The organism is Cellvibrio sp., assembly GCF_039207905.1.
Taxonomy (GTDB): domain Bacteria; phylum Pseudomonadota; class Gammaproteobacteria; order Pseudomonadales; family Cellvibrionaceae; genus Cellvibrio.
Window position 1 is genome coordinate 62,637 of record NZ_JBCECX010000019.1, and the last position, 16,796, is coordinate 79,432.

Annotated in this window: 19 protein-coding genes; 7 read left to right on the forward strand and 12 right to left on the reverse strand. The window is 46.1% G+C overall.

The features are described 5' to 3' along the window. Window positions 1-108: 108 nt before the first annotated feature. Window positions 109-1,245 carry a patatin-like phospholipase family protein gene (locus AAGC78_RS12965; protein ID WP_435784509.1) on the forward strand — a complete coding sequence of 379 codons (1,137 nt, stop codon included), beginning with the start codon at window positions 109-111 and terminating at the stop codon, window positions 1,243-1,245. An 88-nt stretch (window positions 1,246-1,333) separates the two neighbouring features. On the opposite strand, the gene AAGC78_RS12970 is transcribed toward AAGC78_RS12965, so the two are convergent. Continuing rightward, complete coding sequence (locus AAGC78_RS12970) at window positions 1,334-1,837, reverse strand: DUF934 domain-containing protein (RefSeq protein ID WP_435784510.1); 504 nt, start codon at window positions 1,835-1,837, stop codon at window positions 1,334-1,336. Continuing rightward, window positions 1,821-3,485 carry a nitrite/sulfite reductase gene (locus AAGC78_RS12975; RefSeq protein WP_435784511.1) on the reverse strand — a complete coding sequence of 555 codons (1,665 nt, stop codon included), beginning with the start codon at window positions 3,483-3,485 and terminating at the stop codon, window positions 1,821-1,823. Before AAGC78_RS12975 ends, AAGC78_RS12970 begins: the two co-directional genes overlap by 17 nt. A 280-nt stretch (window positions 3,486-3,765) precedes the next feature. Between AAGC78_RS12975 and AAGC78_RS12980 the strand changes: the two genes are divergently transcribed. From AAGC78_RS12980 to AAGC78_RS12990, 3 genes are all read left to right on the forward strand, one after another. Beyond that, window positions 3,766-4,431, forward strand: a complete 666-nt coding sequence (locus tag AAGC78_RS12980; RefSeq protein ID WP_435784512.1) for an RluA family pseudouridine synthase — start codon at window positions 3,766-3,768, stop codon at window positions 4,429-4,431. 185 nt (window positions 4,432-4,616) lie between these two features. Continuing rightward, window positions 4,617-5,621: a glycoside hydrolase family 16 protein gene (locus AAGC78_RS12985; RefSeq protein ID WP_435784513.1), complete on the forward strand. Its 1,005-nt coding sequence runs from the start codon at window positions 4,617-4,619 to the stop codon at window positions 5,619-5,621. Between the two features lie 203 nt (window positions 5,622-5,824). Continuing rightward, window positions 5,825-6,892, forward strand: coding sequence for a diguanylate cyclase (locus AAGC78_RS12990; RefSeq protein WP_435784514.1), 1,068 nt, complete (start codon window positions 5,825-5,827; stop codon window positions 6,890-6,892). Window positions 6,893-7,057: 165 nt separating this feature from the next. Here the strand turns inward: AAGC78_RS12990 and AAGC78_RS12995 are convergent, their stop codons facing one another. Continuing rightward, the gene (locus tag AAGC78_RS12995) at window positions 7,058-8,698 is read right to left on the reverse strand and encodes a cation acetate symporter (protein ID WP_435784515.1); all 1,641 of its coding nucleotides are present in this window, start codon (window positions 8,696-8,698) and stop codon (window positions 7,058-7,060) included. After that, window positions 8,695-9,000: a DUF485 domain-containing protein gene (locus AAGC78_RS13000; protein ID WP_435784516.1), complete on the reverse strand. Its 306-nt coding sequence runs from the start codon at window positions 8,998-9,000 to the stop codon at window positions 8,695-8,697. Before AAGC78_RS13000 ends, AAGC78_RS12995 begins: the two co-directional genes overlap by 4 nt. A 49-nt stretch (window positions 9,001-9,049) precedes the next feature. Between AAGC78_RS13000 and AAGC78_RS13005 the strand changes: the two genes are divergently transcribed. Further along, window positions 9,050-9,196 (forward strand): hypothetical protein, encoded by a 147-nt coding sequence (locus AAGC78_RS13005; protein WP_435784517.1) that lies wholly within the window; start codon window positions 9,050-9,052, stop codon window positions 9,194-9,196. A gap of 67 nt (window positions 9,197-9,263) precedes the next feature. Here AAGC78_RS13005 and AAGC78_RS13010 read toward each other — a convergent pair whose 3' ends face one another. Together AAGC78_RS13010 and AAGC78_RS13015 are read right to left on the reverse strand one after the other, a co-directional pair. After that, complete coding sequence (locus AAGC78_RS13010) at window positions 9,264-9,860, reverse strand: response regulator transcription factor (protein WP_435784518.1); 597 nt, start codon at window positions 9,858-9,860, stop codon at window positions 9,264-9,266. A gap of 55 nt (window positions 9,861-9,915) precedes the next feature. Then, window positions 9,916-11,013: a histidine kinase gene (locus AAGC78_RS13015; RefSeq protein ID WP_435784519.1), complete on the reverse strand. Its 1,098-nt coding sequence runs from the start codon at window positions 11,011-11,013 to the stop codon at window positions 9,916-9,918. A 287-nt stretch (window positions 11,014-11,300) separates the two neighbouring features. Between AAGC78_RS13015 and AAGC78_RS13020 the strand changes: the two genes are divergently transcribed. Continuing rightward, window positions 11,301-12,254 (forward strand): prolyl oligopeptidase family serine peptidase, encoded by a 954-nt coding sequence (locus tag AAGC78_RS13020; RefSeq protein ID WP_435784520.1) that lies wholly within the window; start codon window positions 11,301-11,303, stop codon window positions 12,252-12,254. 73 nt (window positions 12,255-12,327) lie between these two features. Here the strand turns inward: AAGC78_RS13020 and AAGC78_RS13025 are convergent, their stop codons facing one another. The 3 genes from AAGC78_RS13025 to AAGC78_RS13035 form a co-directional block, all read right to left on the reverse strand. Further along, complete coding sequence (locus AAGC78_RS13025) at window positions 12,328-13,026, reverse strand: PEP-CTERM sorting domain-containing protein (protein ID WP_435784521.1); 699 nt, start codon at window positions 13,024-13,026, stop codon at window positions 12,328-12,330. 104 nt (window positions 13,027-13,130) lie between these two features. Continuing rightward, window positions 13,131-13,646 (reverse strand): DUF6942 family protein, encoded by a 516-nt coding sequence (locus tag AAGC78_RS13030; protein WP_435784522.1) that lies wholly within the window; start codon window positions 13,644-13,646, stop codon window positions 13,131-13,133. A gap of 85 nt (window positions 13,647-13,731) precedes the next feature. Beyond that, window positions 13,732-14,373 carry an MOSC domain-containing protein gene (locus AAGC78_RS13035; protein ID WP_435784523.1) on the reverse strand — a complete coding sequence of 214 codons (642 nt, stop codon included), beginning with the start codon at window positions 14,371-14,373 and terminating at the stop codon, window positions 13,732-13,734. Between the two features lie 292 nt (window positions 14,374-14,665). On the opposite strand from AAGC78_RS13035, the gene AAGC78_RS13040 reads away from it, so the two are divergent. Continuing rightward, complete coding sequence (locus AAGC78_RS13040) at window positions 14,666-15,094, forward strand: VOC family protein (RefSeq protein WP_435784524.1); 429 nt, start codon at window positions 14,666-14,668, stop codon at window positions 15,092-15,094. Window positions 15,095-15,116: 22 nt separating this feature from the next. Here AAGC78_RS13040 and AAGC78_RS13045 read toward each other — a convergent pair whose 3' ends face one another. The 3 genes from AAGC78_RS13045 to AAGC78_RS13055 form a co-directional block, all read right to left on the reverse strand. Next, a complete protein-coding gene (locus AAGC78_RS13045; RefSeq protein WP_435784525.1) occupies window positions 15,117-15,506 on the reverse strand; it encodes a hypothetical protein in 390 nt (129 codons plus the stop codon). A 163-nt stretch (window positions 15,507-15,669) separates the two neighbouring features. Then, window positions 15,670-15,891: a penicillin-binding protein gene (locus AAGC78_RS13050; RefSeq protein ID WP_435784526.1), complete on the reverse strand. Its 222-nt coding sequence runs from the start codon at window positions 15,889-15,891 to the stop codon at window positions 15,670-15,672. Window positions 15,892-16,045: 154 nt separating this feature from the next. Then, window positions 16,046-16,789: a hypothetical protein gene (locus AAGC78_RS13055; RefSeq protein WP_435784527.1), complete on the reverse strand. Its 744-nt coding sequence runs from the start codon at window positions 16,787-16,789 to the stop codon at window positions 16,046-16,048. Between the last annotated feature and the right edge of the window lie 7 nt (window positions 16,790-16,796).

Genomic DNA, 16,796 nt, shown 5'->3' on the forward strand with positions numbered 1-16,796 from the left:
GTCTCAGCTGCTAACCTTAAATAGATTCAGCACTATTCAATGAGATAATGCGTTTTAGCGTAATTGAGTTAGCGTCTGTTTGTACGAATTTTCCAATAAGAAGCGTTTATGAAAACAGCATTGATTTTATCCGGCGGTGGCGCCCGTGCTGCTTATCAGGTTGGCGTGTTGCAAGCAATTGCAGATGTGCTGCCAGAAAGTTGTGATAATCCTTTTCCGATTATTTGCGGTACCTCTGCTGGTGCTATTAATGCGTTAGCGATTGCTGCGCACAAAGGTAATTTTAAATCGGCAGTCAATGCCCTCGCTTATATGTGGCAGAACCTGGATATAGGTCAGGTATATCTGCATGGTTGGGGCGATATTTTAAAAGGCCTTGGCTATCTCGGGATGTCGTTATTTAACGAGGGTATGGGGCGTCGTCGCCCGCTATCGTTGCTTGATAATGCCCCCTTGTGGAATCTGCTCGGATCAAAAATTAATTTCGAAAATATTAATCCCGCTATCGAAAGTGGCCGACTGCTGGCAGTGAGTGTGTCAGCGATGGGTTATACCTCCGGCCATTCGGTAAGTTTTTTTCAGGGCAGCCCTGAATTAAAGGGCTGGTCGCGTTATCGCCGCAGTGGTGTTGCAACCCATTTGCGTCTTGAACATTTGCTTGCATCATCAGCGATTCCCACGATTTTTCCTGCGGTGCGCATTAATCGCGAATATTTTGGCGATGGAGCCTTGCGTCAGCTGGCCCCGATTAGCCCGGCGTTGCACTTGGGGGCAGATGCATTGTTTGTGGTGGGGGTGAGTGGTAACCGCAGCGCGCCTAAAGCGAATCGCCGTGTGCCGCATCGTCATTCACCCTCTATGGGGCAGATCGTTGGGCATTTGTTTAACAGCGCGTTTGTGGATGCGTTGGAGGGCGATCTGGAGCACATGCAGCGAATGAATGAATTGCTAAAACTGATTCCTGAAGATGTGCGTATGCGCGAGGGAATTATATTGCGACCGGTTGAGAACATGGTGATTTCTCCCACGTCACCTATCGATAGTATTGCCGGGCGTAACGTGCGTTACCTGCCCAAAAGTTTGCGTTTTTTCTTGCGTGCAATTGGTGCTACTGCAAAAGGTGGTGGGGCGACGGCAGCCAGTTATTTATTGTTCTCGAATGAATTTATTACTGAGTTAATTGAACTTGGGCGAGCAGATACCTTGGCAGAAGCAGATAATATCCGCGCTTTTTTTAGCCGCTAAATTTTAAACCCTAAAATAAAAACGCCGCTGTCATCACAACAGCGGCGTTTTTTATTGCGGATTACAATTTTATGCGCGACGACGGAACTTATGCTCGACGGCGGAACAGGGGCAATGGCTGATCAACAGATGCTTGGTAATATTCTTGTAAATCACTAAGCGATTTTACCGCTTCTTCAAGATTGGTTTCCGGATTGGCAAACGCAAACGCATTGACACCGCAGCGACGCAAATAGCAAAGCTGATCGCGGATAAAATTACCTACCGCACGCAACTCACCTTTGAAGCCGTAACGCTCGCGCAGCAAACGTGCGGTAGAGAAAGAGCGGCCATCCATAAAGAGTGGGAAGCTAACGCCGATAACAGCGAAACGGTTTGCATCTTCACCGATCAGCTCAGCACCTTCATCGCTATCAAACCACACGCCAATATCAGTGCGGTTTTGCAATTGGTCTTTTTGCGCAAGCCATACCGAAACAGGGATTAATACCTGACCAGCCGGTACTTCTGCTACTGCCGCTTCACCTTCTGCTTTGGCAACGAGTGTCCAGGTATCATCCTGGATAACGCCGTCTTTAATTAGCTTTTGCATAGACTTTCTCCTTGAAGGGAGCTGCACCTATACGACGATAGGTATCGATAAATAATTCTTCTGCCGTGCGGTTAGCAACGTACACATCAACCAGCTTTTGGATAACGCTAGGCATATCGTCAGCGCCGAATGATGGACCGAGCACATCACCGAGTGATGCGTCGTTGCTGGCGCTACCGCCCAACTGCACTTGGTAAAATTCTTTGCCCGCTTTGTCCACACCGAGAATACCAATGTGGCCGACGTGGTGGTGACCGCACGCATTCATACAGCCAGAGATATTCAGGTCGATATCACCGAGGTCATATACATAATCCAGATCGTCAAATTGACGTTGGATAGCTTCAGCAATTGGAATCGATTTAGCATTTGCGAGTGAGCAGAAATCACCGCCGGGGCAGCAAATAATGTCGGTGATAGTGCCGATATTGGGCGTCGCAAAACCGGCTGCTTTACATTCTTGCCACAGGGCAAACAGCTCGGTCTTTTTCACATCGGCTAAAACGATATTTTGTTCGTGGGTTGTACGCGCTTCACCGAAGCTGTATTTGTCAGCGAGGTTCGCGATAATTTCCAATTGCGAATCGGTGATATCGCCAGGTGCAACGCCAGTTGGTTTCAGCGAGAGAGTTACTGATGCATAACCGGGGATTTTGTGCTCGCGAATATTGCGCTGCAACCATTTGCTAAATGCGACGCTATCAGCTGCTTGTGCGTCTATCGATGCTTGCGCAGCAGCGTTATCAATTTGCTCATACGCCGGCGCAGTAAAGAAACCTTTTGCACGTTGAATTTCTTCTTGCGTCAGTTTGTTGTAACCGTCTTTCAGGTGCTGCCATTCGTCTTCCACTTTTTGTGCGAAGACTTCTGGAGTCAGCGCGCGTACCAGAATTTTGATACGGGCTTTGTATTTGTTGTCGCGACGACCAAACAGGTTGTACACGCGCAAGATGGCTTCAAGGTAAGAAAGCAAATCTTCTTCCGGCAGGAATTCGCGAATCGCTACACCGATTACCGGCGTACGGCCTAAACCGCCACCGACAAAAACCTTAAAGCCAACTTCGCCTTTATCGTTGAATACCACTTCCAAACCGATATCGTGCACTTGTACAGCGGCGCGATCCTGGGTCGAACCGGTAACCGCGATTTTGAATTTGCGCGGCAAGAAGGCGAATTCAGGGTGGAAGCTGGACCACTGACGAATAATTTCGCAGTAGGGGCGTGGGTCAATGATTTCATCGGGCGCAACGCCAGCGAACTGGTCGGAGGTAGTGTTGCGGATACAGTTACCGCTCGACTGGGTGCCGTGCATACCCACTTCCGCCAATTCGGAGAGGATATCCGGTACTTCAGTCAGATCCGGCCAGTTGTATTGGATATTTTGACGAGTACTGACGTGGCAGTAGCCTTTATCGTAATGGCGGGCGATATGAGCCAATTTGCGCAACTGGGTGGAGTTGACCATGCCGTAGGGAACGTTGATGCGCAGCATAGGCGCCAAACGTTGTACGTACAGGCCATTCTGCAAGCGCAATGGCAAGAACTGCTCGGGCGGAAGCTCCCCTGCAAGGAAGCGTTCGGTCTGACCACGGAACTGGGCGATACGCTGGCGCAGAATGCTGTGGTCGTAATCGTCGTAGATATACATGGAGCTAAATACCTATCAAATGTAAGCCATCAAAGGATGGCAACGGTAAAGGCCATCACGGTTAGAATGGCTCTGTAGGCTAAAAATTGAGGCGCGAATGATACAGGAAAAGCGCCTTTTCGGCGACTTTTGCGGCGGCACGATAGCAGCAGGATATACCTATGTGAACAACCCTTTCTGACTAAGATTGTTCCTGTAGGTTATTACCCGCAAGTTTATTGGGGTTGAGCTGGTATTATGGCGTTATTGATTATTTGTTTATCTATTATCGATTTCACTTATGCAACCGGATATTGAACAATTATTTGTCCTCCCCGCCTGTGATGGCGAGATTGAAATCTTGCAAAAAACGCAGGATTTTCTCCTGATTAACAAGCCTACACGTCTGCTTAGTGTGCCCGGTCGTCATCCGCAAAACCGTGATTCGGTGATTAGCCGTTTGCTGCCGGATTATCCCAGTGCTGCGATTGTTCATCGGTTGGATTTTGATACGTCGGGTGTAATGGTAATTCCTCTCAATAAGCCTGCGCTTTCCCATATCAGTAAGCAATTTCAGGCACGTACAGTAAGCAAGCATTACACCGCTGTAGTTGCAGGTTTAATGAAAGAGGATAGGGGCGTTATCGATTTGCCAATCGCGTCCGCTGACGGCCCCAAATACAAAATCTGTCACGCGACTGGTAAGCCCTCAGTTACTGAATACCAGATTCTGTCTCGCGACTCTGCTGCGCAAACAACACGGGTATTTCTTCACCCAATTACCGGGCGCTCACATCAATTGCGTTTGCATCTGCAGGCGATAGGGCATCCCATTTTGGGTTGCGAATTCTACGCGGGGGATTACGCCAACGCAGCTGACCGATTGCTGTTGCATGCGACCGATCTTCAATTTACCGATCCACAATCCGGACAACTTGTTTTTATAGAATCGCCACCGGATTTTTAGTTGGACTGCTATTGCCATTCGCACTTAAAGTGAAACAGACATTTTCACTTTGGATCAACTTATGTAAAACCACGTTAAATACCCTGTTAGTTGCTCTGAAGTATTTGACAACGTTGTCCGTTGTGCGAGAAATTTACCTTCGTTAAACCAACATCAATAATCAACCACGATCAAAGGATAACAATATGGGGCACCAGCGTATTTTTCTCACCAGCATTCTTGCGGCATCAATCGCGTTTGTTGGCTGCGATTCAAAGACAAATTCACCGGCTGAGCAAGCATCATCACCAGCGCAAACAGCAGCAGTAGAACCTGCAGCAGCTCCGGCTACTGCGCCGGTATTTTTTGATGACTTTAGTTATCCGGATATCAACGCATTCCACAACAACGGCTGGAAGGTGAGAACTGAAACAGGTCATCCGGGAATCAAAGGCGCAACCTGGTCAGCAGAAGGTTTGTCTTTCCATGCGGATATTCCAGACACCGAAGCTGGCGCCGTCAGAATGAGTTCGGTCACTAACGGCACCGGCGAAAAAACCCGTCACACACAATTTTGCCATGCGCGTAAATATCGCGAAGGCACTTATGCTGCGCGTGTATTTTTCCGCGATGAACCAAGCTCCGGTCCAGACGGGGATGAAGTTATCCAAACGTTTTATGCGATTAGCCCGCTGAAAGCACCCATGGATAAAAACTACAGCGAGACTGATTTTGAATATCTGCCGAACGGTGGTTGGGGCGAAAACACCAAGCCGGCAATGTGGACTACCAGTTGGGATACCTTCCAGTTGGAGCCTTGGACGAAGGTAAATGAATTTACTCGTCAAGAGGGCAGTTACGCCGGTTGGCGCACTTTGGTGTTGACCGTTGCCGACAACAAAGTCACTTATTATGTTGACGGTAAATTATTCTCCGAACACACCAGCGCGGTTTATCCGGAAGATTTTATGTCGATCAACTTTAACCTGTGGTTCATGCCTAAAGGTGCAGATGGTTCGCAAGGGCCAGTAGACTCGCCTGAAATGCGTGAGTATCAGGAAGATATTGATTGGGTATTTTTCCAGGAAGGCGTAGCGATTACGACGGCGGAAGTGGAAGCGCAAATCGCTGACATGCGCAGCAAAAAAGTAGCCTACGTCGATAACGTGAAAGAACAAGATCCTGCATTGCCATCGCCCTGCGGCCTGTAATTATCGGTAATTAAGACACTTTTGTGACAGGGATGTTTGCTTGCTATTAACTGTATCGATTACATCACTAATTGTCTGATTATTTTTGCTCGTTCGCTTGTCATTTTACCTTAAGCCTATAAGATGCTTGGCTTCAGACTCTAAGTGTCCGGTGCTGTGCGGTAGCGTTTCCAACCTGCAAGGCGAGGCTTAACAGGTGAAGAATGCAAAACCAATCTCTTGATGAGCGCGCTTTCTATCGCGGAGTGTTAGTGCTCCTCGCGCTTACAGGAATCATCGCTATGGCAGCGACTGTCCTGCATTATCTGGAGCCCAACCCAGAACCAATGGATTTAGTGATTCCGCCTTTGGCAGCTCTCGCCAATTTTATTCTGGTCACAGTACTGATACTTCGCCCCAAAAGTATTGTGTATGTGGTTTATTCGGCTTTTATTATTGGTATTGCTGCGCTCTCTTTACCCTCCTGGTATTACAGCCTGAGAGCGCACCAGTCTCCCGATTTATTACTTGTTGATATTTTTCCACCCATTTCTGCTTTTATTATTGTTCAGGTTGTCGTGGTGATGGTGATGCTACCACCGCGGCGGGCATTTCCCATTATGACCCTGGCGTGGGTTTTAAACGCGGGCCCGATTCTGACTTATTTGTTCACACATCCGGATGAGTTGTGGACGGCGCGCGGTCAGGAAATGTTCATGAGTTATGGTCTTGTTGTTTTGTTGCTGCTGGTTTTATTACCCTTCCAGCAGCGTGCGCGTTTGCAGCTCGAACGTTTACAAAATGATAATTCCCACATGCATAATTTGGCCGAGCGCGATGCGCTAACCCAGCAATATAATCGCTGGGGCGGCCAACAACTGCTCGATGATTTTATGCGTAACGGCACTGCTGGCAGCATCATTATGCTGGACATAGATCACTTCAAATTAATTAACGATACTCACGGCCATCTGATTGGCGATCGTGTACTGCAACAATTTGCTACCCGTGTAAGCGGCGCATTGCGCAGCGACGGTCATTTGATTCGCTGGGGTGGAGAAGAGTTTCTGGTGTTGATTCGCGGTATCGCCGAGCAAGATGCATTTAACGTTGCACAGCGGTTGCGCAACGCGATTAACAGCGATGTATTTCCACCCGTCGGCAAACTCACTGCATCAGCTGGCGCAACATCGCGGCGGGAAACTGATAATTTGGAAACCTTAATTGCGCGTGCAGACAAAGCACTTTACCAAGCCAAGCTAAATGGCCGTGATCAAGTGGTTTGCGATTAGTGAGGCTTTTTCTCGTTGCGGGGTGTGGTTGTGGCGGACAGCTTGTATTGATAACTTAAAATTATTGTTTTTATTTTTCTTTCCTTTTTCCTTTCTTTCCTTGTTCTCTTCGATATCAACAACTGCGAGCGCTGAATAAATTCACTCGCAGTTGTTGCTTACATCTTAATGTTGAGAAGCTTCGGCCGCTCCGATGCCGGTTTGGGAGCGAACAAACTGTGCATCAAATGCTGCTTGCTCACTTGCTGCTGCGGCAGATTTATCGGTGATAGAGAAAAACCAGATGCCGATAAAGGCGATGCTTACCGAGAATATCGCCGGGTACTTGTACGGGAAAATGGCTTCGGTAAATCCGAATGCATCTACCCAAACGGTTGGACCAAGTACGACGAGAATCACTGCCGTAAACAAACCTAAACCGCCGCCGATAACCGCGCCGCGTGTAGTGAGTTTACGCCAGTACATGCTCAGCAGCAGGATGGGGAAATTGGCACTGGCGGCAACGCAGAATGCGAGGCCAACCATAAAGGCAACGTTTTGTTTTTCAAACACTATGCCGAGCAGTACCGCGATCACACCTAAACAGACGGTGGCGATTTGCGATGCACGGATTTCTTTTTTCTCGTCACGATTACCTTTTAAAACCAGTGTTGCGTAGAGATCGTGTGAGATTGCACTTGATCCTGCTAGCGTCAAACCGGAAACCACTGCAAGAATTGTGGCGAAGGCAACCGCTGAAATAAAGCCTAGCAGAACATCGCCGCCCAACGCGTGGGACAAGTGGATCGCCGCCATATTAGCGCCGCCGATTAATGCACCATCAGTAAAGTAATCGGGGTTTTTCAGCAGCAAAATAATTGCACCGAAACCGATAATAAAGGTGAGGATGTAGAAGTAGCCGATAAAACCGGTTGCGTAAAATACCGAGCGGCGCGCTTGTACTGCATCTTTCACGGTGAAGAAGCGCATTAAAATATGTGGCAGGCCTGCGGTACCAAACATCAACGCGATACCAAGTGAAATGGCTGAAATCGGGTCGCTAACTAAAGTGCCCGGAGCCATAATCGCATCAGCTTTTGCGTGAACTTTTACTGCTTCGGAAAACAGGCTTTCAAAGCTGAATCCAAATTGTGCCATTACCAAAATGGCCATCAGCGATGCGCCGGACAATAACAAAATCGCTTTGATTAATTGCACCCAAGTGGTGGCAAGCATTCCACCAAAGGTGACGTAGAGGGTCATCAATACACCAACAATGATTACTGCTGCTTCGTAAGGTAAGCCGAATAGCAATTCAATCAATTTGCCAGCGCCAACCATCTGTGCGATCAAATAAAACGTAACGGTAACCAGTGAACCGCTGGCCGCCAGAATGCGGATAGGTTTTTGTTGCAAGCGGAAAGATGCCACATCGGCAAAAGTATATTTGCCGAGATTGCGCAAAGGTTCGGCGATGAGTAGCAGCACTATCGGCCAGCCAACTAAAAAGCCAATCGCGTAAATCAAACCATCAAAGCCGGAGGTGTAGACCAATCCCGCAATTCCGAGAAAGGACGCTGCGGACATGTAATCGCCTGCGATAGCGAGGCCGTTTTGGAATCCGGTAATACCGCCACCAGCAGCGTAAAAATCGCTGGTGGTTTTTGTGCGGCGCGCAGCCCAATAAGTGATGCCGAGAGTCACCGCAACGAAAGCGAGGAACATAGCGATAGCGATGGTATTAACACTTTTTTCGCCGGTCGCTTGGGCCCAGGCACAAGTCGCCATTGCCGATAAAATGAGCGCTAAAGGAGCATTGTATTTCATACTTTGCCTCCCGCTTTTTTCACAATCGCCTGTGTCAGCGGCTCTAAAACGCGGTTTGCGTAGTAAACATAAATGCCGGTGATCACCATGCAGAAAAGGATGATGCCGAGCCCGAGTACCATACCGATCGATGTGACGCCATTTCCTATCGGAGTGCCGAGCAGTGCGGGTTCAAAAGCAATCGCCAGGATCAGTGCAAAATAAGCGACGATGACGGCCAGCGAAAGCGGCCACATAATTTTTTTGCGTGCGCGGGTCAGGGCCGCGTACTCCGGCAATTGCCGGATAGTTTCAGTCTGCATGCTAGGTTTCCCTGTTTTTTGTAGTTTATGGGGTGGACTTGGTGCATGAGTGGCTGCTAATTCCGATGTGTTTCGCCTCGGTCAGATAGGCCACCCGGTGGTACTGATTTTTATTGGTCGTTATCGCTGTTATGAGTCGCTGCCGGAGCGGCAGCTTAAGCGGATTCTAGCAGCCATTTTGCTGCTACAGGAATAGTGGGAGGGATAAAAATCGTAAACTTGCATACAAGGTATGCAGTCGCTCAAGTTTAATCAACGAAGAGTCAAATCCAGCCTTTTTGACGGGCAATGCGCGCTGCATCTACGCGGTTGGCCGCATGAAGTTTAGCAATCGCTTCCGACAGATAATTACGTACAGTTCCCTCGGATAAGCACAATACTGTTGCAATCTCAGCAGTGGTTTTCCCCTCAGCTGCCAAACGCAGGGCGCGGCGTTCTTTATCGTTGAGTGGGTCGCTCTCACCGAGCGCCATCATGGCGAGTTCGCCGTCGATCACACGTTTGCCATCCATCACTTTATAAATAGCCTGAATGAGTTGATCGGAAGGTGCATCCTTTAATAAAAATCCCGCAACGCCCATATCTATGGCACGGCGGATATAGCCGGAGCGGCCAAAGGTGGTGATGATGATCGTTTTGGTCGGTAGTTTTTGTTGTAAAACCCACTGAGCTAATTCAAGGCCGGAGCGGCCGGGCATTTCAATATCGGTAAGCAAAATATCGTAGCTGTTTTGTTTCATTAGCAGCCAGGCGCGGTCTCCATCTTCCGCCTGGGTGATTTCAAATCCATCTTCCATGCCGAGCAGGGCAGCCAACGCGCCGCGCACCATGGATTGATCTTCTGCCAACAAAATTTTCATAGTCAGGGTTGCTCTTGTTTCAAAACTGCTTTTTTACTAAGCGGTTGTTTGGTGTTTATCCTTGCTGATGCAATTCTTTCCGCGGCAATGAAATAACAAATTCACAACCTTTACTTATAGACGACTGCAGGTCACCAGTCAGTGCGTTGAGCCGCTCTTGTATGCCTTGTAGCCCATTGCCTGGAATAAGTGATTTTACCGCGCCGTTATCGCGCATACGCACGAGAATTTTGTCGCAGCTTTGCTGGAATTCAATTTGGCAATGATTGCCGTTGCTGTGGCGCAATATGTTGGTGGTGAGTTCGGTCAATGCCAAAATGATGGCTGTTTCAGCGCGCGGAGAGAGTTGGGGAATGTCGCCATTTAGATCGACAATAAAACCGTTCTGACGCAACTTTTCGCACAGCTCCATCACCTCACCGGAAAGACCGCGATGTTTGTAACCTGATACTGTCTGGCGCACGAGGCTCAAACTGTTGCGCGCAATTTGATGTAGCTCGGACAAATGTTGTTTGGCGTTATCCAATTTTTCTTGCGTCAATAATTTTTCGGCCAGTTCTGCTTTTAACGCGATGCTCGACAATGTGTGCCCGAGAATATCATGCAGGTCCCGTGCTATACGCTCGCGCTCGGCAATCACCGCCAACTGTTCAATTTCTTGCCTGCTTTTTAATTGGCTGGTGCGCGCTTCGGTACGGATTCGCTCTACATATCCAATAATGCTGATGGTAACCAAACCTGAAAGTGCGGGAAGGGCGAAGAATGGAAATTGATAACTGAAATAGAAATGCAGTGCGCCAATTATCAGCGCCAGCCCCGCAAGGATCGAGACCCACACTCTGGTGCGATAAAAATATCCGATCAAAAATCCGATGTAAGAAAAAAAAGTACTGGAGCCGGGTGTGTAAGGTGTAATCGCAATGGCGAGAACTGTTAAGGCGAGCACCGGTTTCCAGATATGGCGCGATTGTAGGGTAATCGCCCACAAATACAGGGCGACGAACACGCAATAAACCCCCGCCAGCAACACATAGACGGTGCCACTAAACGGCATGTAATAAACAGGTACAAAATACCAAAGGCTGAAAATCAACCAAACCCAAGCTTTGGCTGAGTGGATTGAGCCTATGCATTGATCAGCATTGTGGTTCATGTCGGCGTGTCTGTGTAAATGGATGTGGGCTTATTATGAACCCGTTGTCAGGGCAGGTGAATGCTCTCAGGTTAAAACCGGCCATTGCTCTAGTCAGATTAGTCTGATTCCTTAGGCTTTGGAGCGCCAGACCTTAAAGTCATTATTGTTTTGTGACAATTGTCAGGGGCTATTAATTGCTGGATTAGCTGGTCAGGCAGTTAAGAAACGCAAAAATACTTGTCGTTTAACCGCTGTAATTCATTCTTGATGGGTTTTTCTTAATAGCAATAACAATAGGATCTATCATGTATTTATCTGTCATGAAACTATCTGTAATAAAACTACGACTGCTTTTGATCATGTTATTGGTTGCAGGAGTGGCTGCTTGCAGCAATTTGCACTCTGCCAAAACACCATCTGCTGAGCAGCTTTTACGCTTGCCTTACATCAGCAGCGTAGATCAGCTTAAGCGTGAATATTTTGTTTATTTGCCGCGCGGTTATGAATCCCAACCGGGGAAACAATGGCCGGTATTATTCTTTTTGCACGGCAATGGCGAGCGCGGCAATGGTCTGGATGAATTGGATTACGTGATCAGCCACGGCCCACTCTATGAGGCCTGGATTCAAAAGAAAGATTTACCCTTCATTATTGTTTCGCCCCAATTGCACATGTTTACCATGGGCAAAGTGCCTTACATAGCAAACCGCACCCGTGCACAAATTCCACAACGTCTGGCTGAGGGTGTACCACCTTACGATCCACTTTTTGGAACACCACAGCCAATGAGTGCAGGCGAAGAAATAAAAGATATGTCTGCGATACCGCCGCTGTTGCCCGTGGGTTGGGAGCAAGTGGAACAGGATCTGATGGGTATGATTAATACTGTGCAGAAAAATTACCGCACTGATACTAATCGTCTTTACATCACCGGCTTAAGTTATGGTGGTTTTGGTACCTGGTATATGGCGAGCAAACATCCGGACTTATTTGCAGCTGCTGTCCCTGTGGTAGGTTGGGGGCATCCGGATTTAATGGAACCTATCGCAAAAGCCAATATCCCCGTGTGGGCATTTGCTGCCGGGCGCGATACCGCAGTGCAGAAGAAATTCTTTTATGCGGGAATTAATAAGCTGGAAGAATTAGGTGAATCCGAAATTCGTTTCACCGTACACGAAGACATGGGGCACGATGCCTGGAAGCGGATTTACGCGAGTAAAGACCTTTATGATTGGTTGCTTGCACATCAGAAAAAATGATCGGATATAAATTTCTAATCCAAGAAGATAAATAGCAAATTTAACACCGCGTAAAGCGGTGTTAAATAGAATTTTATTTATTTAAACGATAACGGATAGTGCCTAGGCCGAGTAAACCTAAGCTTAATAGTATAGCCGAGGAAGGTTCAGGAACAGTTATTGAGTTATCTTTAACTAATAGGGTGCTGAATTGTGCATCCTTGTAGTTGGCGTAGTCGTAATCGTAGTATTCAGCATAATCTGTATCTGCACAGCAAATTCTAGCAGCTTGATAATTGTTATAGTTGTATCCATCGTCGTAAATCATGGCATAGTTTAATTTGTTGGTGTCACTCAGATACCAGCCAAGGCTATAACTGTATTCAAAGCCGTTCCCTTTGTCTTCTACAACGTTGGCCCCTAATACATCTACAACATCATTGATGTACATCTTGGCTGTTACGCCGGCGCCATACCACTCTGATTGGTTGGTGCCCAAGGTTTTATATCTAGACTCTGCAAATAGTTCGCTGAACAAACTGTATATTTCTGAATGGGTGGGAAGGCGCCATCCACGGTAAGTGGTATCGAGTTGAGCGATTGTCTCATTGAAGCTTTTATTGTTAGTCACTCCAAAATCTAACCAGATCAACCCGGTTGATGTTTGTAGTGCTGCTTTATTATCTCCTGAGGTAAAGGCGTCAGTCTCTGTAATAGTTAGCGCTTGTGCAGTGATTGGCAGCATAATTGCTGCTGCGGTAAGAAAGGTTATATATGATTTTTTGAAGTCCATTATCGATACCTGATGAAAATATTGAATTATGATATTGCAATGCGTCATCCGCATAGCGCGGTTGACGATGGCAATCATAATTATTGAGTGGTAGAACTACAAATCTATTTACGATGAATAGGCATAAGTTTTATCAGCCGCGCAATCCGTTCGTTGGATAGCTGTCGATAATCAGGGTAGGGCGCAACAATCAGACGGTGCTCGTTGTTAATTGCAAAATAAGAATCTAGCCAGATAAGTGGTGGCAAATTCAAATGTGCCGCGTAAGTTTTTCCGGCAATGATATGAATAACAGTATTATCTGCATCAAATTGCGGTGAGCTAAATAATAATGCTTCATACGAATGTTGTTGAAATAAATCAAGGTTGCGATACGCTTGCCAGCTAGCCGGTAAATCTGTGCGACCTTGTAATTGATACCAATCAAATAACAGCTTGGCATACACATTAAACACTTTGCGCCAATGGTTACTGGTGTGTTTGACGATATGCTCCTGCTCGCCCATTGTAAGGCCACGGTGCTCCTTCATTATTGGATAATCATCAATCGGTGGGCGATTGGCGATGTAGAAGTTTATACTGCTTTTAGGCGAGCCAAAGCCGATCAGTTTGCTGTGCATTTTTTGCCTTGGAAACTATTGTTTGAAGAATTGCTGAGTATGTTAGAAAGGTTTCTGCAATTTTAATGAACACAGCGATGAGATACTAGCCAATATATTTATCGTAGATTCCCTGGATAATATTCTTATGATAACGGCCGAGTGGTGAGAGCAAGGCCTGCTTCACTATATCCAGATCAGGATTTTTCGAGTGGCAAGTTTTGAATACGTCACTCACAGATGGATATCCCGAATTTTCTTTCGTTAATATCACTTCATCACCTGCACTAATCTCCCCCGTTTTTATCACGCGAGCGTAAGCCCCTGTGCGCGCTGCTTGCACAAATTCTTTGATAAATGCAGAGTCACCAATGCGAGCCGCGAGTTTAAAACAAGGTGTGCGTGGTGCAGATATTTCAATGATCACATTATTAATTTGCAATCTGTCGCCAATATTTAATGGTGCTGCACCGAAACCCGAGAGTGTCAGGTTCTCGCCAAAAATTCCCGGTGAGAGTTTTCTGCCCAGGTGTTCCTCCCACCAGATGTAATCTTCTCGGCTGTAAAGATAAAGCGCTTGATCGAGCCCACCGTGCACGCTGGTATCGACTATCGCATCACCCTCAATCCCCAGCTCGGTTACATGCACTTTTGTTAATACTGGCTCTTTAATAATGCCGGTTTGCACCGGGCCATTAGGTGTATCCAATGATTGTTGTTGGCCTATATTGACCGAAAGCAATTTCATCGCGGTAGCCCTATTATTTCCAAACAGAAATGTGACAGGGATTTTAGTTTAAAAAATGAAATATCGGTGTGGCTTGTGTGATTTGCAATACGTCTTTTGACGTAATAATCAATTCTCTGTGAATCTGACTGTCATGTAAAAATAGATATGTGTAGATTTGAGCGAATATTTTGCACAAATCATAATGCGCGCAGATAAACAGCAAGGGAACATATTTGGCTGTCTGCAATCCTAAAGTAGATAGCAGTCGGACTTTACGATTCATTAATTCATTATTAGAAAGGAGTTCAAAATGGAAACTCAAGAACTACATCGCGGCAGATTAATCGACCATATTCAATTGGTCGTCAATGATCTTCCCGCTGCTAGAAAATTTTATGTGGCTGTTTTTGAAACCCTCAATATTCCACTAGGTGGATCAGGTGACAGCTACTTTTGGGCGGATGAGCTGTTTATCTCAACTGCCGACAGCGACGCTGCTCAAGGTGTTTTAACTGGTCGCCATCACTTGGCATTTCAGGCGCTTAATGAAGCGATGGTCGATGCTTTTTATAAAGCTGCTCTGGAGAATGGTGGGCGGGACAATGGTAAGCCCGGTGAGCGAACTTACCATCCCGGTTATTACGCTGCGTTTGTATTAGATCCGGATGGAAATAATATTGAGGCGGTGTATCACGGTAAGGCAAAACGCAGCGCGCCTTCCGTAAAAGTTGTTTTCTAGTTCAGGTAATGACTGCGAGAGATTAATTGGTACAGGCCTTGTCTTTATAGTCCGGCAATTCCTGAACTGATTTAAATCCCAGCTTTTCAGCATCAGGAAGGTTGCTGCTATGAATCACATAAACGTTAATGTTTCCGGTGCCTCCTCCGCAGACTGCTGGGTAGTTCATCCCATTGTGAGCCTTCTGTGCGCAAATAACATCTATCCCTGCTTTTGCTAATTCCAATCGCATTTCATCTGGTGGTATTCCTGCTCCTTCACATTGAGTTGAACCGTCACTTTTGAATACTTTGGTTTGATTTGGCCCTACTGATTTCAGTTTAACGCCTGAGGATTCACCGTCTCCTCCGCAAGCAGTAAGTAAAGAAGTAAGAGTGACAATTGCAATGATGTGGGTGCGACTGAAAAACATAAAATCTCCTTGTTAGTTGGCGTTGTAAATTAGCCTAACAGTTCAGCATTGGAAAATTGTAATGAGTTGTATTTTGTCATGCGGGTAGATGCGATGTTGGGTATTTGCCTCCACCTTTGCTGCAGAGGCAATTCTTCTTGCTATTAACCATTCCACTCAATCATTAGTAAGAAGAGTTCGGAGTGATGTCGGGATTTATTTCACCATAAACTTCTTCCGGGTCTACTCCGTTCATTAGCAGAGTCTCCCGTACTGTTTGAATATGATCGAGCACCGTTTGGTATCTGTCACCGTATTCGTATTTGTTTACTTCGATAGCTTTAGGCATATAACAAAAAGCAGTTTTTAACGCTTGAATCAGGTCGTCATGTGTTGCGTCAGTCATATCATTCTCCATTTAAACATTTGCCAAAGCCCCCGACAGCGATTTGTCGGCGGGGGGGAATAAATTTAAGTATTTATCATTTGGTAGGTTAGGTAGTTATTCATTGGTGATTGGTTAGGTGTTGGCCATTGCTGCTTAACCTACTGTATGCGAGCTATATCTTTTCTATTTCAAGACCGCTTGCGTTATTGTTTAAATAATTTTTAAGCCAGGTTAACTTCTGTTGAATGGCAATGTCTTTTGATGCTTGTAAATTCCTTATAAGCTGTTCTCTGCCATTTTTTAAATTTATGTGGAAATGTGAATCTGGTTGTCTTTCGTTCCAGGTATTAATAAATTTTATTGATGATGAGTCAAAAACGTCCAAAAATGGTTGCCCATCAAAATCAATTTTTTTGGGGATCGCAGGCTTTTTGTTGGATAAGTCATTATATATCTCTTGCGAAAGTACAATTCTCGGATAGATGGCAACTTTTTGTTCTAATGCGTAGGCGCGAACTAATGCCTTCCCAAAAACAATTCTTTCATTGTGAGTTAGTAAATCTTTTGTGATGGCGCCCCTAGCGTAAAAACCGTGAGAAAATAGTATCCTGTATGTAAGAGCACTCATGGCTGTTACTGCTACAAGCCCGAGATCATTATCGTTAGTAGAAATTAATATGCAGTCAGAGAAAGCTTGTACACGTAAATCCTGCGTTGCTTCGAATTGCTTTACTGCATTAGGATCAGATTCTTTAGATCGAACAATTTTTCTTAATTCGTCAATAATTGAAATATTTGTAAGTACAGTTGTTATTTTTTCATAAGATTCAGGTTCATCTTCAATATTCAAAACAGAGTTTTGGAACCCGAGAATATCTATAAATGATGTGTATCTCGTACTTTGTTTATTGGTCATGCAATAC

What these genes read in the sequence shown, in the direction of transcription:
- AAGC78_RS12965 (WP_435784509.1), top strand. Translation starts at nt 109, where the DNA reads ATGAAAACAGCATTGATTTTATCCGGCGGTGGCGCCCGTGCTGCTTAT.
- AAGC78_RS12970 (WP_435784510.1), bottom strand. Translation starts at nt 1,837, where the DNA reads ATGCAAAAGCTAATTAAAGACGGCGTTATCCAGGATGATACCTGGACA.
- AAGC78_RS12975 (WP_435784511.1), bottom strand. Translation starts at nt 3,485, where the DNA reads ATGTATATCTACGACGATTACGACCACAGCATTCTGCGCCAGCGTATC.
- AAGC78_RS12980 (WP_435784512.1), top strand. Translation starts at nt 3,766, where the DNA reads ATGCAACCGGATATTGAACAATTATTTGTCCTCCCCGCCTGTGATGGC.
- AAGC78_RS12985 (WP_435784513.1), top strand. Translation starts at nt 4,617, where the DNA reads ATGGGGCACCAGCGTATTTTTCTCACCAGCATTCTTGCGGCATCAATC.
- AAGC78_RS12990 (WP_435784514.1), top strand. Translation starts at nt 5,825, where the DNA reads ATGCAAAACCAATCTCTTGATGAGCGCGCTTTCTATCGCGGAGTGTTA.
- AAGC78_RS12995 (WP_435784515.1), bottom strand. Translation starts at nt 8,698, where the DNA reads ATGAAATACAATGCTCCTTTAGCGCTCATTTTATCGGCAATGGCGACT.
- AAGC78_RS13000 (WP_435784516.1), bottom strand. Translation starts at nt 9,000, where the DNA reads ATGCAGACTGAAACTATCCGGCAATTGCCGGAGTACGCGGCCCTGACC.
- AAGC78_RS13010 (WP_435784518.1), bottom strand. Translation starts at nt 9,860, where the DNA reads ATGAAAATTTTGTTGGCAGAAGATCAATCCATGGTGCGCGGCGCGTTG.
- AAGC78_RS13015 (WP_435784519.1), bottom strand. Translation starts at nt 11,013, where the DNA reads ATGAACCACAATGCTGATCAATGCATAGGCTCAATCCACTCAGCCAAA.
- AAGC78_RS13020 (WP_435784520.1), top strand. Translation starts at nt 11,301, where the DNA reads ATGTATTTATCTGTCATGAAACTATCTGTAATAAAACTACGACTGCTT.
- AAGC78_RS13025 (WP_435784521.1), bottom strand. Translation starts at nt 13,026, where the DNA reads ATGGACTTCAAAAAATCATATATAACCTTTCTTACCGCAGCAGCAATT.
- AAGC78_RS13030 (WP_435784522.1), bottom strand. Translation starts at nt 13,646, where the DNA reads ATGCACAGCAAACTGATCGGCTTTGGCTCGCCTAAAAGCAGTATAAAC.
- AAGC78_RS13035 (WP_435784523.1), bottom strand. Translation starts at nt 14,373, where the DNA reads ATGAAATTGCTTTCGGTCAATATAGGCCAACAACAATCATTGGATACA.
- AAGC78_RS13040 (WP_435784524.1), top strand. Translation starts at nt 14,666, where the DNA reads ATGGAAACTCAAGAACTACATCGCGGCAGATTAATCGACCATATTCAA.
- AAGC78_RS13045 (WP_435784525.1), bottom strand. Translation starts at nt 15,506, where the DNA reads ATGTTTTTCAGTCGCACCCACATCATTGCAATTGTCACTCTTACTTCT.
- AAGC78_RS13050 (WP_435784526.1), bottom strand. Translation starts at nt 15,891, where the DNA reads ATGACTGACGCAACACATGACGACCTGATTCAAGCGTTAAAAACTGCT.
- AAGC78_RS13055 (WP_435784527.1), bottom strand. Translation starts at nt 16,789, where the DNA reads ATGACCAATAAACAAAGTACGAGATACACATCATTTATAGATATTCTC.